Here is a 14043-nt window from a genome sequence, read left to right as displayed (position 1 = left end):
CGAAAGGTAACGAATTGATGGTCACAACAGACTTTACAATCAATATCAATCGGATAAATTATATATATAGACAAAAAAGAGGTGACCTTAATGAAAAAAATCGGTGTATTAACAAGCGGCGGAGATTCGCCTGGCATGAATGCAGCCATTCGTGCTGTTGTAAGAAAAGCGATATATCATGAGTTGGAAGTTTACGGAATTAATTATGGATATGCAGGATTAATTGCCGGAGATATGAGGAAACTAGAGCTTGGCTCTGTAGGTGATATTATCCATCGTGGTGGAACGATTTTGTACACTGCAAGATGTAATGAATTTAAAGCAGAAGAAGGGCAGCAAAAAGCGATTGAGCAAATGAAAAGATATGGAATCGAAGGGCTTGTCGTAATAGGAGGAGATGGATCTTTCCGTGGTGCTGCCGCCCTAACACAAAAAGGCTTTCCTTGTATTGGCGTTCCTGGAACGATCGATAATGATATACCTGGCACAGACTTCACGATCGGCTTTAACACAGCCCTGAATACAGTTTTAGATGCGATCGACAAAATTCGTGACACTGCAACTTCTCATGAAAGAACATACGTGATTGAAACGATGGGCAGAAATGCCGGAGATATCGCTTTATGGGCTGGTCTTGCAGGAGGAGCGGAATCAATTATCATCCCTGAAGTTGATTATGATATGGACGAAATTGTAAAAAGAATTTTACGTGGTCATGAACGTGGCAAAAAACATAGTATTATTATTGTTGCTGAAGGGGTTGGCAGCGGCATAGAGTTTAGTAAAAAAATACAAGAAGCAACAAAATTAGAAACACGGGCTACAGTCCTTGGTTATATACAAAGAGGTGGAACACCGACTGCATTTGATCGCATGCTAGCAAGCCGCCTTGGGGCAAGAGCAGTTGAATTGCTGCTAGAAGGAAAAGCTGGCAGGATGGTTGGAATTCAACAAAATAAAATTGTTGACCACGATATTTTAGAGGTCTTAGACAAACCCCATAAAATTGATGAAGAAATGTATAAACTTTCCCAAGAGTTATCAATTTAAGTTTAATAATTAGGAGGCCTGACAAAATGAGAAAAACGAAAATTGTTTGTACGATTGGGCCAGCAAGTGAATCAGTTGAAACTTTAATGGAGTTAATGAAAGCTGGAATGAATGTTGCACGCCTCAATTTTTCCCATGGTAATTATGAGGAACATGGAATGAGGATTCGAAATATCCGTGAAGCTGCCCATAAATTAGGAAAAACAGTTGCTATTCTTTTAGATACGAAGGGACCGGAAATTCGTACACATACGATGGAGGGCGGAGAAATTTTTCTTGAAGCCGGCAAAGAAATATCAATATCAATGACAGAAGTTGTCGGTACACCAGAAAAAATCTCTGTTACATACTCTGGATTAATTAATGATGTTGACAAGGGTTCGAAAATTTTGCTTGATGATGGTTTAATTGAGCTGGAAGTTTTACATAAAGAAAACAATGAAATAAGAGCAAAAATTTTAAATAGCGGTGTCTTAAAAAATAGAAAAGGTGTCAATGTGCCGAATGTTGTCATTAATCTTCCTGCGATGACAGAGAAAGATGCCCAAGATATTTTATTTGGAATTGAACAAAACGTTGATTTTATTGCAGCTTCATTTGTTCGAAAAGCCCAAGATGTGCTCGCCATTCGTGAGCTGTTGGAAAAAAACAACGGCGCTTCGATTCAAATCATTCCAAAAATTGAAAACCAGCAAGGTGTTGAAAATATTGACGAAATTTTAGCGGTATCAGATGGACTGATGGTTGCGCGGGGGGATTTAGGTGTTGAAATTCCTGCGGAAGAAGTGCCTCTCGTACAAAAGATGTTGATTAAAAAATGCAATACTGCCGGAAAGCCAGTTATTACAGCTACACAAATGCTTGATTCTATGCAAAGAAATCCACGCCCAACACGTGCGGAAGCAAGCGATGTTGCCAATGCCATTTTTGATGGAACGGATGCCATTATGTTATCGGGTGAAACGGCAGCTGGACAATATCCGGTTGAAGCAGTCCGGACGATGGACCGAATTGCTTATAAAGCAGAAACAGCTTTATCTTATCATGATTTATTAACAAATCGCCGCAAAGAAAGTGAAGTAACCATCACGGATGCTATCAGTCAATCTGTTGCCCATACAGCATTGAACTTAAATGTTAATGCGATCATAACACCAACAGAAAGCGGATCAACTGCCCAAAGTATTTCTAAATACCGTCCGAAAGCACCGATTATCGCTGTTACACCTAGCGATAAAATTTCAAGAAAATTAGCCCTCCTATGGGGTGTGTTTACAAAAGTTGGTCGTCCTGCAAAAACAACTGATGAAATGCTTGATAATGCCGTTCAAGATGCATTGGAAACAGGGCTCGTTTCCCATGGAGACCTTGTCATTTTAACCGCAGGTGTTCCAGTTGGCACGCCGGGAACTACGAATTTAATGAAAGTGCATATAATCGGTGATATCATTGCGAAAGGTCAAGGAATTGGCAGAAAAACAGCAACAGGTGAAGTTGTTATTATTAAAAATGCCAAAGATGCAGAGACAAAAATGAAAGATGGAGCGGTTATTGTAACCATTGGCACTGATCGTGATATGATGGATGCAATTGAAAAAGCAGCAGCGATTATTACAGAAGAAGGCGGATTAACAAGCCATGCTGCCGTCATTGGACTAAGTCTTGGCATTCCTGTAATCGTTGGTGTACCAAATGCAACTTCATTGTTTACAGATGGACAAGAAGTGACAGTCGATGCAGCCCGCGGAGATATTTACAACGGTTTAGCAAGTGTAATTTAAAGGAGTTAAATGACTTTGCCTATATTAATAGCTTTGTTAATTATTATACCTGCACTTGAAGTTGGGGTAATTATTGTATCTGGGAGTGCAATTGGTATTATCCCTACCATTATTCTTATGATTGCAACTGGATTTATCGGAGCGGGACTATCGAGAAATCAAGGTTTAAAAGCCTTTCAGGAAGCACAAAGACAAATGGCGTATGGACGGTTGCCTGGCGAAACAATTTTAGATGGATTATGCATCCTTTTGGGTGGAATTCTATTATTATTTCCAGGGTTTCTCACAGACGTCCTTGGACTATTTTTATTAATCCCTATTACCCGTAAATTTTTTAAAAAATTAATTAAGAAACGGCTTGAAAAAATGTTGCAAAATGGTCAGTTTTATATTTTTCGAAGATAAAAAAGGCGTAGTAGGCAGGCTGCTGCTTACTACGCATCTTTTTTTCCAATTATGAACGCCCATATATCTGAAAAGACGTTGGAATGGTGTAACGTATTAAATAGCACTAATGCAACAGGTCCGATAATTAAACCTAAAAAGCCGAAAAGTTTAAAACCGACAAACAAGGCGATCAGCGTTGCCAACGGATCGAGGCCGATGCTTGATGACAAAACACGCGGCTCCATTACTTGTCTTACGACCAATACAATGATGTATAGAATGCCTAACTTAATAGCTAAGGCAATATCATTCGCAAAGATTAAATAAACAATCCAAGGAACAAAGATGGCGCCAGTACCTAAATATGGAAGCACATCGACAATACCGATAATTAATGCAATTGTTACGGCATAATCTACACGTATGATAAGCAGACCTAATAAAACGATAATGGCTGTAATCGAAATCAACGTTGCTTGGGCTTTTATAAAACCGACCAACGCTTTTTTTAAATCATCATAAACCGTTCTTCCGCTCGTTTGAAATTTTTTAGGAAAGATCTTGCTGAAAAAAGCTTTAAAGCGGTACCAGTCTTTACTAATGAAAAATGTTGCCAACAGAGAAAAGATTAGAACAGTAGCAATGTTTGGCAATACGCTAAGAAAATCAGGAATCGCTCGAAGAACAGCTTCAATCCAAGCGCTTACTTTAGAGGCAATAGCAGAACCGACATCTTGAATATTTTTTATAATTGTTTCTTGTTGTCCTGCATCTAAATCATTAAATAAGATTAATATTTGATTATAAAATGGTATGATTTGATCAGTAACATATTGTTCGATATAGACAACAAGATTTTCGAATTGTTTTGGAACAACTTTAGCTAAGTAATTGGAACCAGAGATAATTTCCGCGATTAATAAGGTTAACAGTCCTGCAACTCCTCCGATGATCAATACCATTACGATAATGACAGCAAGAGTTCTCGGCATTTTTGTCTTCGCTTCTAAAAAGTTGACTAGAGGATTCATCATTAAAGCTATAAAGAAAGCAATGATGAACGGATACGTAACAGTTGAGATGTAGTAAATGACAATCGGTGTGATGACGACGATTGCAAGTACTAACAAAAACCTCAATGTTGCATGTAAATATGTTGAATTCAATGGCAACGCCCTTTCATTTTGTTATCTTAGTAATATTTTACAATGTATAAAACTTGAAAGAAAGTAAAAAAGTAAATGGACTGTTAAATGGAGTGTGGCGAAAGTTTGACAATTATGTTACGATTTATTATGAAAAAAAAGGAAGGATGGCTCCATGATTTCACATCCGGTTTTATTTTTATTGCTTTTATTACTGATAGGTATCATCGGTAAAAACCAATCACTAGTTATTTCAATTTTAGTGCTTTTAATAATTAAATTAATTGGATTGGATGGGAAAATATTTCCTTTTCTCCAAACCAAAGGAATTAACTTAGGTGTCATTGTCATTACTATTGCTGTATTGACACCAATTGCAACAGGAGATATTGGCTTTAAAGAGCTGTTTGATTCATTGAAATCTGCATATGCGTGGATTGCTCTTTTTTCAGGGATCTTTGTTGCGCTAATTGCAAAGTATGGAGTCGGGCTTCTTAGCAACGATCCCCATTTAACGGCGGCGCTTGTTCTTGGCACGATTCTTGCTGTAGTATTTTTACAAGGAATTGCCGTTGGACCTTTGATTGCCGCAGGAATTGCATATTTACTCATAAAATTGTTTACATTAATAACGAGTTAGTATTTTACGCAATTTTTTTATTTAGATTGCATTCACAAAAGTCTGATAATTGTTTATAATGGTGTTGTGTCTATCCTTCCGACATTTTTCGCAAGAAAGAAATGAAAGCATTTTCTTTTAGAGAAAAATTCTTTTGGGTTGGGGAATTTATTAGTAAAAATTTTATTAGTAAAGGAGAGGGGTATTATGACAGTAACTCGTGGTCTAGAAGGGGTTGTAGCCACGCAATCTAAAGTTAGCTCAATTATTGATGATCAATTAACTTATGTGGGGTACAGCATCGATGATTTGGCTGAAAATGCTAGCTTTGAAGAAGTGGTATATCTTTTATGGCACTTTAAATTGCCAAACAAAGAAGAATTAGCTGAATTAAAACAACAACTTGCGGAAAATGCCAGCATCCCACAAGAATTAATTGATCATTTTAGATCATATCCTATCAATAAAGTTCATCCTATGGCTGCTTTGCGGACAGCTGTTTCTATGCTTGGATTATTTGACGAAGAAGCTGACGTTATGGATAAAGAAGCAAATTATCGTAAAGCGATTCGTCTTCAAGCTAAAATGCCTACAATCGTAGCTGCTTTCCAAAGAATTCGCAAAGGATTAGAGCCAGTTGCTCCACGTAAAGACTTATCTTTTGCTGCAAATTTCTTATATATGCTTAATGGAGAAGAACCAGATAAAATCGCTGTAGAAGCTATCGATAAAGCTCTTGTTTTACACGCTGATCATGAGCTTAATGCTTCAACATTTACAGCACGCGTCTGTGTAGCTACTCTTTCAGATGTTTATTCCGGTATTACTGCTGCAATCGGCGCATTAAAAGGACCATTGCACGGCGGTGCAAATGAACAAGTAATGAAAATGCTTACTGAAATTGGTTCTATCGAAAATGTAGAAGCATATGTTGAAAATGCATTTGCTAATAAACAAAAAATTATGGGCTTTGGCCACCGTGTATATCGTCAAGGCGACCCTCGTGCAAAACATTTGAAAAAGATGTCAAAGCAATTAACAGCACTTACTGGCGAACCAAAATGGTATGAAATGTCAGAAAAAATGGAAGGACTTGTTAGAGCTGCGAAAAACTTACCGCCAAATGTTGATTTCTATTCAGCATCTGTTTATCATAGCTTAGGCATCGACCATGACTTATTTACACCAATTTTTGCGATCAGCCGTACATCTGGATGGTTAGCTCATATTTTAGAACAATATGACAATAACCGCCTCATTCGCCCACGCGCGGATTATGTCGGCCCAACAAAACAACAATGGATTCCGATTGAAAACCGTGCATAAAAATTTTATACTAGATTTTGTTGGAGGAGGGAATCATTACTTCCCTCTTCTCGCTGTGAAAAAAAGGCCGTGTTTAGAGAAAGAATATCGGCCGTTTAAAATTGTTTAGGAGGTAAGGGAAAGTGACACAAGGACAAAAAATTACTGTAGACAATGGGGTATTAAATGTACCAAACAATCCGATTATTCCGTTCATTGAAGGTGACGGTATTGGACCAGATATTTGGGCAGCAGCGTCTCGCGTATTAGATGCAGCAGTAGAAAAAGCTTACAAAGGCGAAAGAAAAATCGTTTGGAAAGAAGTATTAGCTGGTGAGAAAGCATTCAACCAAACTGGCGAATGGCTACCTCAAGAAACACTTGATGTAATCAGAGAATACATAATTGCAATTAAAGGACCTCTTACAACACCAATTGGTGGCGGTATTCGTTCTTTAAACGTTGCCCTCCGTCAAGAATTGGATCTTTTCACATGCTTGCGTCCAGTCCGTTATTTCAAAGGCGTTCCATCACCTGTGAAACGTCCTGAAGATACTGATATGGTTATTTTCCGTGAAAACACTGAAGACATTTATGCTGGTATCGAGTGGGCAAAAGGAACTCCAGAAGTTAAAAAAGTTATTGATTTCTTACAAAACGAAATGGGTGTTAAGAAAATCCGCTTCCCAGAAACTTCTGGTATCGGTATTAAACCTGTTTCAGAAGAAGGTACAAAGCGCTTAGTTCGTGCAGCTATTAAATATGCGATTGATAACAATCGTAAGAGCGTTACGCTTGTTCACAAAGGTAATATCATGAAATTTACAGAAGGTGCGTTCAAAATTTGGGGTTATGAAGTGGCTGAAGAAGAATTTGCCGATAAAGTATTTACTTGGGCTCAATATGACCGCATCGTAGAAACTGAAGGTAAAGAAGCTGCTAACAAAGCTCAAGCTGATGCTGAAGCTGCTGGAAAAATTATTATTAAAGACACAATCGCAGATATTTTCTTACAACAAATTTTAACACGTCCACGTGAGTTCGATGTTGTTGCAACAATGAACTTAAACGGAGACTATATTTCTGATGCACTTGCAGCACAAGTTGGTGGTATCGGTATCGCTCCTGGTGCTAACATCAACTATGAAACTGGACATGCAATTTTTGAAGCAACACACGGTACTGCACCAAAATATGCAGGCTTAGACAAAGTTAACCCATCTTCTGTAATTCTTTCTGGTGTTCTTATGCTTGAACACTTAGGATGGAATGAAGCTGCTAAACTAGTTATTACAGCTATGGAAAAAACAATTGAAAGCAAAGTAGTTACTTATGACTTTGCTCGCCTCATGGAAGGTGCAACAGAAGTTAAGTGCTCTGAATTTGGTAATGAATTAATTAAAAACATGGATTAATTTTAAAAATAGAAATGTCAATTCATAGGTAGTCTTCAATGGTTTGTCCTTCGAGACTGGTCCATTCCCTTGGACCAGTCTTAAAATCACATATATAGGGGGAACTGGAAAATGACAATGAAGCGGAAGAAAATTTCTATAATTGGAGCAGGTTTTACAGGTGCAACAGCAGCATTTATCGCTGCACAGAAAGAGCTTGGTGACATCGTATTAGTTGATATTCCACAATTAGAAAATCCTACAAAAGGGAAAGCACTTGATATGTTGGAGTCTTCTCCTGTTCTAGGATTTGATTCAAATATTATTGGTACATCAAACTATGAAGATACAGCTGACTCAGATTTAGTCATCATCACAGCAGGTCTTGCCCGCAAACCAGGGATGAGCCGTGATGATCTTGTTACGACAAATGCACAAATTATGAAATCTGTAACAAAAGAAATTGTAAAATATTCACCTAACTGCTACATCATTGTTTTAACAAATCCAGTAGATGCAATGACTTATACTGTTTATAAAGAATCCGGTTTCCCGAAAAACCGTGTCATCGGCCAATCAGGTGTACTGGATACTGCACGGTTCAGAACATTTGTGGCTCAAGAATTGAACTTGTCTGTTAAAGACATCACAGGTTTCGTATTAGGAGGACATGGTGATGACATGGTGCCACTTGTACGTTATTCATACGCAGGAGGAATTCCTTTAGAAAAATTAATTCCTGCAGATCGGTTAGAGGCGATTGTACAACGTACTCGTACAGGCGGTGGCGAAATTGTTAATTTATTAGGCAATGGCAGCGCATATTATGCACCTGCAGCTTCTCTTGTTGAAATGGCTGAAGCTATTCTTAAAGATCAACGACGTGTATTACCTGCTATTGCTTATCTTGAAGGCGAATATGGTTATGAAGGAATTTATCTTGGTGTTCCAACTATTCTTGGTGGTAACGGTATTGAACAAATCATTGAACTTGAATTGACACCAGAAGAAAAAGCTGCTTTAGACAAATCTGTACAATCTGTATTAAATGTAATGAAAGTGTTAGAATAATAGCTTTTCAATTTTACAAATATAAAGTGAAAAAAGCTCCTCATTGTCGAGGAGCTTTTTTTGTGATTGTGAAAAAAACATAGTATGATAATTACTAGAACATAATTTTATGCATTGAGATTTTGAGGAGAGTGTTTCATGCAAAAAACGATTTTAGTCGTTGATGATGAACAGTCGATTGTTACATTGTTGAGATACAATTTGGAACAAGCAGGTTTTCGAGTAAAAACAGCGATGGATGGGGAAACTGGGCTGAAAATTGCGATTGAAGAATCGCCTGATTTAGTTATTTTAGATTTAATGCTCCCAAAATTGGATGGGATTGAGGTTTGTAAAAGACTGCGGCAAAGAAAAGTATTCATACCTATTTTAATGTTGACAGCAAAAGACGATGAATTTGATAAAGTATTAGGACTTGAACTAGGTGCCGACGATTATATGACAAAGCCTTTTAGTCCTCGAGAAGTGATTGCCCGTATTAAAGCAATTTTAAGAAGAACGGTTATAACAGAAGAACATACCGCTCTAGACATCAATGCTTCAAAAAAATTGAAAATCGGTGATTTGGAAATTTTGCCGGAACAATATGAAGCATTTTTTGAAGGACAACAATTAGAATTAACACCGAAAGAGTTTGAATTACTAGTATATCTTGCTCAAAATAAAGGAAGAGTAATGACAAGAGACCAATTATTAAGCGCAGTTTGGAATTATGATTTTGTGGGGGATACACGAATTGTTGATGTCCACATAAGTCATTTACGAGATAAAATTGAAAAAAATACAAAAAAACCAACTTATATTAAAACGATCAGAGGTCTCGGATATAAGATGGAGGCCCCAAAAGGGAATGAATAAGCTTCGTACGAAAATAATAGTTTCAGTTTTATTAGTAATAGGAAGTATTTTCGCTGGTCTTGGAATAATGACAATTAAGGTATTAGAAAATTTTCATAACAATACATATGTACAAAAGATCAAAAATGAAGCATCATTAGTTGAACTCATGATAAAAGATCAAGATATCTCTGAAATGAAGGAAAAGCTTCGAAGACTTGAAAAAAGTATGAAAACAGACATAACGGTGATTTTGTCAAATGGTACCATCTATTCTAAGGGAAATGATCAATATTCATTGGAGAAGCTTTACCAGACATTTCCACAACTAGAGGAAATCATCGATCAAAAAAGAACGAAATTTAAAGATGTTCATGTCATGGATGAAGAAAAGGGGATTATCCATTATGTAATGCCGATTCAAAATGACAATCAATATAATGGTTATTTAATATTTTCTCAACAAATAGAACCTTTTCAAATAATGAAGGAAAAAATGAGCATTTTGCTCGTGATTTATTTTGTGGCAGCTTACTTTTTAATTTTATTGGTAGGAACAATTATTAGTAAACAGCATTTGAACCCGATCGAATCAGCAGTATTAGTTGTAAACGAGCTTGCCAAAGGAAATTATCAAGCTCGTACATATGAATACCGCACGGATGAAACAGGTATCCTTGCCCGATCTATTAATCATTTGGCCCGGAATTTGCAAAAACTTAAAAGTTCCCAAGAAATGCAGCAGGATCGGCTGAAGGCGCTTATTGAAAACATGGGTAGCGGACTTATTTTAATTGACGGTAAAGGCTATATTAATTTAGTGAATAGATATTTTAAAGATATTTTTAAAATTAACATTGACCAATTTATGGCTAAATTATATTATGAAGCAATTGAACATAAAGAAATCATAGAATTAGTTGAAGAAATATTTATTACTGAAAAAGCTGTCCGCAAACAATTAATGGTCTCTTTTCATACAAGTCGACGCCATTTTGAAGTTTATGGAGCACCCATCATCGGAAAGAAGGAAGAATGGAGAGGAGTCGTCCTCGTTTTCCATGATATTACTGGCTTAAAAAAGTTAGAGCAAATGAGAAAAGACTTTGTCGCTAATGTTTCACATGAATTAAAAACACCGATGACATCTATTAAAGGCTTTTCAGAAACACTCTTAGATGGTGCTTTGGAAGATAAAGAGATGGCGAAATATTTCTTAAACATTATTTTAAAAGAAACAGATCGCTTGCAAAGCTTAATCAACGATCTATTAGATTTATCAAATATTGAGCAAGAAAGCTTTACATTGAATATTACAGAAGTAAACATAAAACATGTTCTAGAGGACGTTGCAGTAATGCTTCAAAATAAGGCTAAAGAAAAAGAAGTTTTGCTGCAGTTGGAGAATGTTGAAGACGATATAATTGTCGAAGGTGATTTGTACCGCATAAAACAAATTTTTATCAATCTTATTACGAATGCGATAAAATACACACCAAAAGATGGAAAGGTTAAAATCAATTGTTTCAATTTTGTTGATCGTTGTAAAATAAATATTTCCGATACTGGAATTGGTATTGAAAAAGATGAAATTCCAAGGATTTTTGAAAGATTTTATCGTGTTGATAAAGCAAGAACTAGAAATTCTGGAGGAACAGGATTAGGGCTTGCGATTGTGAAACATCTTGTTGATGCTCATCATGGGGAAATTGAAGTTATAAGTAAAATAAATGAAGGAACAACTTTTTCTGTAATTTTGCCAAAAAAACATATTAACAAATGATTAACATATTGATAACCATTCCTTTACAAATAATGGGTACGATTAAATAGAAAACCCCTTCATCTAATACCACTCTTTTTGTATAGCTGTTCAAAAGGTACAAAAGCGCTTTTGACAGCTTTTTTTAACTTTTTAAATATAAAAAAGTTTTTACCTCAAAAATATTGTATGATGGAAGTAGAAGCAATGAAACAAAATGGGTCGAATTTACGTATTATGAGTAACAGAACTAAAAGGAGGGGGATGTGTTTATGGTTACATTAAAAAAAATTTATACGTCGATCGGTTTATTTTTTCTAATTATTTTACTTGGAATTATTGGTTTTACAAGCTGGTATACCGTCGATGAATCGGAACAAGCAGTCCTGTTAACATTTGGAAAAATTGATGAAGGAATTATTGACCCTGGTTTGCATTTTAAAATGCCGTGGCCGATTCAGGACGTAAAAAAGCTTTCAAAAGAAACGTTCAGTCTACAGTTTGGTTATCGAGAGGAAAATGGGGAAGTTGTTGAGGAATTTCCTGAAGATACAAAAATGATTACAGGCGATGAAAATATCGTACTTGCCGATTTAGTCGTCCAATGGAAAATAACAGACCCTGGCAAATTTTTATACAATGCTAAAGATCCTGAAAACATCTTATATAATGCGACATCTGCTTCTTTAAGAGGTGTAATCGGCAGTTCAAAAATTGATGATGTCCTTACTTCTGGAAAAGCCGAAGTGGAGGCAAATGTCCGCGACCTTTTGACAAAGCTAATGGAAGATTATGATATTGGTATTTCAATTCTTGCCGTCAAGCTACAAGATGTAGAATTACCAAATGAGGAAGTCCGCAAAGCATTTACACAAGTGACGGATGCAAGGGAAATGATGAATACGAAAATTAACGAAGCAAATAAATATTCTAATAAACGAAGACAAGAGGCAGAAGGGGAAAAAGATGCGATCATTTCCAAAGCTGAAGGTGACCGGGCAGCCCGCATTGAAAAAGCCAAAGGAGATGTGGCAGTTTTTAATGCTCTTTACAATGAATATAAAAAACATCCTGAAATTACGAGAAAACGTTTAGTGCTTGAAACATTAGACCAAGTTTTGCCAAATGCTGATGTTTATATTATGAGCGATGACGGTGGAACGATCAAATATTTGCCGATTCGTCCTCTTGAAGGAAACCAAGTTGTACCAACTCCGAAACAACAAGATTCGGAAAGGAGTGGTAAAAATGAGTGATAAAAAAATTGTAAATCTTGAAGATTTGAAAAATAAAAGTACTGAGTGGAAAAAATACTCGAGGATCGGGATTGGCATATTTTTGTTTTTCATTATCATTGCATTAATTTTAACAAATATTTTTATAGTAAAAGAAGGCGAATATAAGGTAATTCGCCAATTTGGTGAAATTGTTCGCATTATCGATGAACCGGGTTTAAACTATAGAATTCCGTTTATTCAAACGGTTTCTACATTGCCGAAATATCAACAGTTTTTTAATGTCGATCAGGCTGAAATCAATACGAAAGATAAGAAAAGAATTCTCATTGACAATTATGCCGTTTGGAAAATTGAAGATCCGAAAAAAATGATTTCGAATCTTCGTACGTTGGAAAATGCCGAAGCTAAAATGAGTGAATTTATTTATTCTGTTGTTCGAACAGAACTTGGACAATTGAATTATGATGAAATTATTAATGAAGAAAAATCAAAACGCGGCAGCTTTAATGAAACAGTTACAAAAACGGTCAACGAACTGCTGAAAAAAGACAATTATGGAATCGTCGTCACTGATATCCGCATGAAAAGGATCGACCTGCCAGCGGAAAACGAAGAATCTGTGTATAAACGGATGATTTCCGAACGGGAAACGAAGGCACAAGAATATTTATCAATGGGAGATGCTGAGAAAAATAGAATCATTGCAAACACAGACCGCGAAGTAAAAGAGTTGCTGGCAAAAGCTGAAGCGGATGCAGAGAAAATAAGGGCTGAAGGAGAACAAACAGCAGCACAAATTTATAATGAAGCGTTCAGTAAAGACCCAAGTTTTTATAATTTGTACCGAACATTGGAATCTTATAAGCGGACAATTGATGGTGAAACTGTGATTATTCTTCCTGAAAATTCACCATATGCAAAAATGTTGATGGGTTATACGGAGTAGGTTATATTTTACAGTAGAGTGATTGGAAAGGTGAAAGGTACGGACCAATTTCCTACTTAACTTATTAAACGTTGCAAGGGATTGCTTTCATCCCTGTCTAAACTGATATTAAAGAATTTAACCCGAGAATGTACGAACATTCTTGGGTTTTAATTTTGTATTCTTTGTAAGAGAGAAAAAGAAGAAGCTTTTTATAGTAAATGATTTTTACTGACTGACTGTCTATCCTATTACTCTATTATTTTGGGTGGAAATATTTTGCTCATTCAATTGATATAATGAGATTGTAGTTTTGATTTTTTATACAAATAAAATAATTTATCGAATTGGATGATTCATTTTTAAACGATTTTTACATGAAGTTTAAATATTTTTAGATAGAAAAGAGAAGTTTATGTTGTGATTTGGTAAAATTTATTGAAGAGATAAAAAATATATAAAACCTCAATTTATAGAGCTTTAAAATGTTTTAATGGAAGCCAAAAACGTGAAAAACAATTGATAATTA

The 14043-nt window shown here is 36.0% G+C and carries 12 protein-coding genes; 11 read left to right on the top strand and 1 reads right to left on the bottom strand.

Features of this window, described 5'->3' with window-relative positions; genetic code table 11:
* Nucleotides 1-90: 90 nt before the first annotated feature.
* The 3 genes from pfkA to HR057_RS05755 are packed head-to-tail and all read left to right on the top strand — an operon-like array spanning nucleotide 91 to nucleotide 3236.
* Nucleotides 91-1050: a 6-phosphofructokinase gene (pfkA, locus tag HR057_RS05765; RefSeq protein WP_173730486.1), complete on the top strand. Its 960-nt coding sequence runs from the start codon at nucleotides 91-93 to the stop codon at nucleotides 1048-1050.
* Between the two features lie 26 nt (nucleotides 1051-1076).
* Nucleotides 1077-2831: a pyruvate kinase gene (gene pyk, locus HR057_RS05760; RefSeq protein ID WP_173730485.1), complete on the top strand. Its 1755-nt coding sequence runs from the start codon at nucleotides 1077-1079 to the stop codon at nucleotides 2829-2831.
* Between the two features lie 15 nt (nucleotides 2832-2846).
* Nucleotides 2847-3236 (top strand): FxsA family protein, encoded by a 390-nt coding sequence (locus tag HR057_RS05755; protein WP_230474365.1) that lies wholly within the window; start codon nucleotides 2847-2849, stop codon nucleotides 3234-3236.
* A gap of 29 nt (nucleotides 3237-3265) precedes the next feature.
* Here HR057_RS05755 and ytvI read toward each other — a convergent pair whose 3' ends face one another.
* Nucleotides 3266-4384 (bottom strand): sporulation integral membrane protein YtvI, encoded by a 1119-nt coding sequence (gene ytvI / locus HR057_RS05750; RefSeq protein ID WP_173730483.1) that lies wholly within the window; start codon nucleotides 4382-4384, stop codon nucleotides 3266-3268.
* A 154-nt stretch (nucleotides 4385-4538) separates the two neighbouring features.
* On the opposite strand from ytvI, the gene HR057_RS05745 reads away from it, so the two are divergent.
* From HR057_RS05745 to hflC, 8 genes are all read left to right on the top strand, one after another.
* Complete coding sequence (locus tag HR057_RS05745; protein WP_173730482.1) at nucleotides 4539-5003, top strand: DUF441 domain-containing protein; 465 nt, start codon at nucleotides 4539-4541, stop codon at nucleotides 5001-5003.
* Between the two features lie 186 nt (nucleotides 5004-5189).
* Nucleotides 5190-6308 (top strand): citrate synthase, encoded by a 1119-nt coding sequence (gene citZ / locus HR057_RS05740; RefSeq protein WP_173730481.1) that lies wholly within the window; start codon nucleotides 5190-5192, stop codon nucleotides 6306-6308.
* Nucleotides 6309-6430: 122 nt separating this feature from the next.
* On the top strand, nucleotides 6431-7702 hold the full coding sequence (gene icd / locus HR057_RS05735; protein ID WP_173730480.1) for an NADP-dependent isocitrate dehydrogenase: 1272 nt from the start codon (nucleotides 6431-6433) through the stop codon (nucleotides 7700-7702).
* Between the two features lie 111 nt (nucleotides 7703-7813).
* Entirely contained in the window at nucleotides 7814-8752 is a 939-nt protein-coding gene (mdh, locus tag HR057_RS05730) for a malate dehydrogenase (protein WP_173730479.1), read from the top strand.
* A 138-nt stretch (nucleotides 8753-8890) separates the two neighbouring features.
* Nucleotides 8891-9610: a response regulator transcription factor gene (locus tag HR057_RS05725; protein ID WP_173730478.1), complete on the top strand. Its 720-nt coding sequence runs from the start codon at nucleotides 8891-8893 to the stop codon at nucleotides 9608-9610.
* Nucleotides 9603-11372, top strand: coding sequence for a two-component system histidine kinase PnpS (gene pnpS / locus HR057_RS05720; RefSeq protein WP_173730477.1), 1770 nt, complete (start codon nucleotides 9603-9605; stop codon nucleotides 11370-11372). Before HR057_RS05725 ends, pnpS begins: the two co-directional genes overlap by 8 nt.
* A gap of 251 nt (nucleotides 11373-11623) precedes the next feature.
* The gene (gene hflK, locus HR057_RS05715; RefSeq protein ID WP_173730476.1) at nucleotides 11624-12607 is read left to right on the top strand and encodes an FtsH protease activity modulator HflK; all 984 of its coding nucleotides are present in this window, start codon (nucleotides 11624-11626) and stop codon (nucleotides 12605-12607) included.
* Nucleotides 12600-13535 (top strand): protease modulator HflC, encoded by a 936-nt coding sequence (gene hflC / locus HR057_RS05710; RefSeq protein WP_173730475.1) that lies wholly within the window; start codon nucleotides 12600-12602, stop codon nucleotides 13533-13535. Before hflK ends, hflC begins: the two co-directional genes overlap by 8 nt.
* Nucleotides 13536-14043: the final 508 nt, after the last annotated feature.

The sequence above is a fragment of the Calidifontibacillus erzurumensis genome (assembly GCF_013303125.1).
Lineage (GTDB): Bacteria > Bacillota > Bacilli > Bacillales > Bacillaceae_J > Calidifontibacillus > Calidifontibacillus erzurumensis.
The sequence above is the reverse complement of the archived record's forward strand: the minus strand, read 5'-3'. Positions and strand labels throughout refer to the sequence as shown.

What these genes read in the sequence shown, in the direction of transcription:
- pfkA (WP_173730486.1), top strand. Translation starts at nt 91, where the DNA reads ATGAAAAAAATCGGTGTATTAACAAGCGGCGGAGATTCGCCTGGCATG.
- pyk (WP_173730485.1), top strand. Translation starts at nt 1,077, where the DNA reads ATGAGAAAAACGAAAATTGTTTGTACGATTGGGCCAGCAAGTGAATCA.
- HR057_RS05745 (WP_173730482.1), top strand. Translation starts at nt 4,539, where the DNA reads ATGATTTCACATCCGGTTTTATTTTTATTGCTTTTATTACTGATAGGT.
- citZ (WP_173730481.1), top strand. Translation starts at nt 5,190, where the DNA reads ATGACAGTAACTCGTGGTCTAGAAGGGGTTGTAGCCACGCAATCTAAA.
- mdh (WP_173730479.1), top strand. Translation starts at nt 7,814, where the DNA reads ATGACAATGAAGCGGAAGAAAATTTCTATAATTGGAGCAGGTTTTACA.
- HR057_RS05725 (WP_173730478.1), top strand. Translation starts at nt 8,891, where the DNA reads ATGCAAAAAACGATTTTAGTCGTTGATGATGAACAGTCGATTGTTACA.
- pnpS (WP_173730477.1), top strand. Translation starts at nt 9,603, where the DNA reads ATGAATAAGCTTCGTACGAAAATAATAGTTTCAGTTTTATTAGTAATA.
- hflK (WP_173730476.1), top strand. Translation starts at nt 11,624, where the DNA reads ATGGTTACATTAAAAAAAATTTATACGTCGATCGGTTTATTTTTTCTA.
- hflC (WP_173730475.1), top strand. Translation starts at nt 12,600, where the DNA reads ATGAGTGATAAAAAAATTGTAAATCTTGAAGATTTGAAAAATAAAAGT.